This window comes from Arthrobacter sp. JCM 19049 (assembly GCF_001310435.1).
In genome coordinates, this window is the sequence record NZ_BAXF01000479.1 from 1 (window position 1) to 1,625 (window position 1,625).

At 68.7% G+C, this 1,625-nt stretch carries 2 pseudogenes; both read right to left on the minus strand.

The window, feature by feature from the left end:
• Positions 1-1,305: pseudogene (locus JCM19049_RS23590) on the minus strand (cation acetate symporter); the annotation flags it as partial.
• Between the two features lie 70 nt (positions 1,306-1,375).
• Positions 1,376-1,625: pseudogene (locus tag JCM19049_RS13590) on the minus strand (hypothetical protein); the annotation flags it as partial.

Genomic DNA, 1,625 nt, shown 5'->3' on the forward strand with positions numbered 1-1,625 from the left:
ATTCGGCCAGCAGCCCGCTGACCAGCAGTGCGAGGGCGCAGCTCACCGCGCCGGTGAGCATCCCGGCCATCGCGCCAATGCTGGTCAGCTGCCGCCACCAGATGCCCAGCAGCAGCAGCGGGCAGATGGTTGAGGCGGTGAAGGCGAACACGTTGCCGATCGCCCCGGCCAGCGCCAGGGAACTGGTCAACGCCGCCACCAGCAGCGGCGCCAGGGTGGCGATGACCGTGGAGATCCTGAACCCGCGCACCGTGCCGGCAAAGAACTCCTGGGACACCGCCCCGGCCAGGGAGACCACCAGGCCGGAGGTGGTGGACAGGAACGCGGCGAAGGCGCCGCCGACCACCACCGCGGTCAGCACGTCCGCGGCCCAGCCGTCAAAGATCCACTGCGGCAGCAGCAGCACCGTGGCATCGGCGTTGCCCGGGGCGTGGTGCTCGGGGGTGTAGAGCCGTCCCAGCACCCCCAGGCCCACCGGCCAGATGTAGAAGACCGACAGCAGCCCCAGCACGATGACCGTGGTGGAGCGGGCCGCCTGGCCGGTGGGGTTCGTGTAGAAGCGCACCAGCACGTGCGGCAGGCCCAGGGTGCCAAAGAGCAGGGCAATGATGATGGAAATGGTTTCGTAGAGCCCCAGCTGCCGCCATCACCCATGCGTTCGCTCAGCTGCTGCACCCGCATCCCCGGGTCGTTGCCCGGGATGATGCGCACCAGCAACAGCACGGTGGGGATCACCAGCGCGGCCAGCTTCAGCCAGTACTGGAAGGCCTGCACGAACGTCACCGAGCGCATCCCGCCGGAGACCACGGTCAGGCACACCACCGCCGCCACGATCAGCGGCCCCACCCAGCCCGGCAGCCCGGTGGCAATCGAAAGGGTCAGCGCGGCCCCGTGCATCTGCGGGACAATGTACAGCAGGCAGATCAGCACCACCAGGTAGGTGGTCAGCTTGCGCAGCGGCAGGGAGGCGAAGCGGATCTGCGCGAAGTCCGGCAGCGTGTACGCCTGGGAGCGGCGTAGCGGCGCGGCCACAAAGAGCAGCAGCATCAGATAGCCAGCCGTGTAGCCGATCGGGAACCACAGCCCGGACTGCCCGGAGACCACGATCAGCCCGGCCACCCCCAGGAAGGAGGCGGCCGAAAGGTATTCGCCGCCGATCGCCGAGGCGTTCCACCAGGGGCGCACGGTGCGGCTGGCGACATAGAAGTCGGAGGTGGTGCGGGACAGGCGCAGCCCGTGCACGGCCACCAGCACGGTGGCCAGGCACACCACCAGCAGGGTGAGCAGGCTGAGCACCGCCATCATCGGGCGATGCTCCGGTAGCGTTTCTCGTTGCGCACCGCGGAGATGTTGTACAGCACCCCGGCGATCAGGATCAGCGGGTACACCCCCAGCCCCAGGATCCACCAGGCAGCGGGATGCGCGCCAGGGTGATCTGGGAAATCTGCGGCCAGTAGGAGAGCAGCACCGTGATGCCCACCAGCAGCACGATGATCCCGCTGGCTACCGAGACCGCCAGGCGCAGCTGGGAACGGATCAGCTGGCGCACATAGAAGTTCTCGGCGCTGTGCTCGGCGGAGGGAACTGCAGTCCACGGCGGCATCCGCCGGGCCTGGACCGGACCC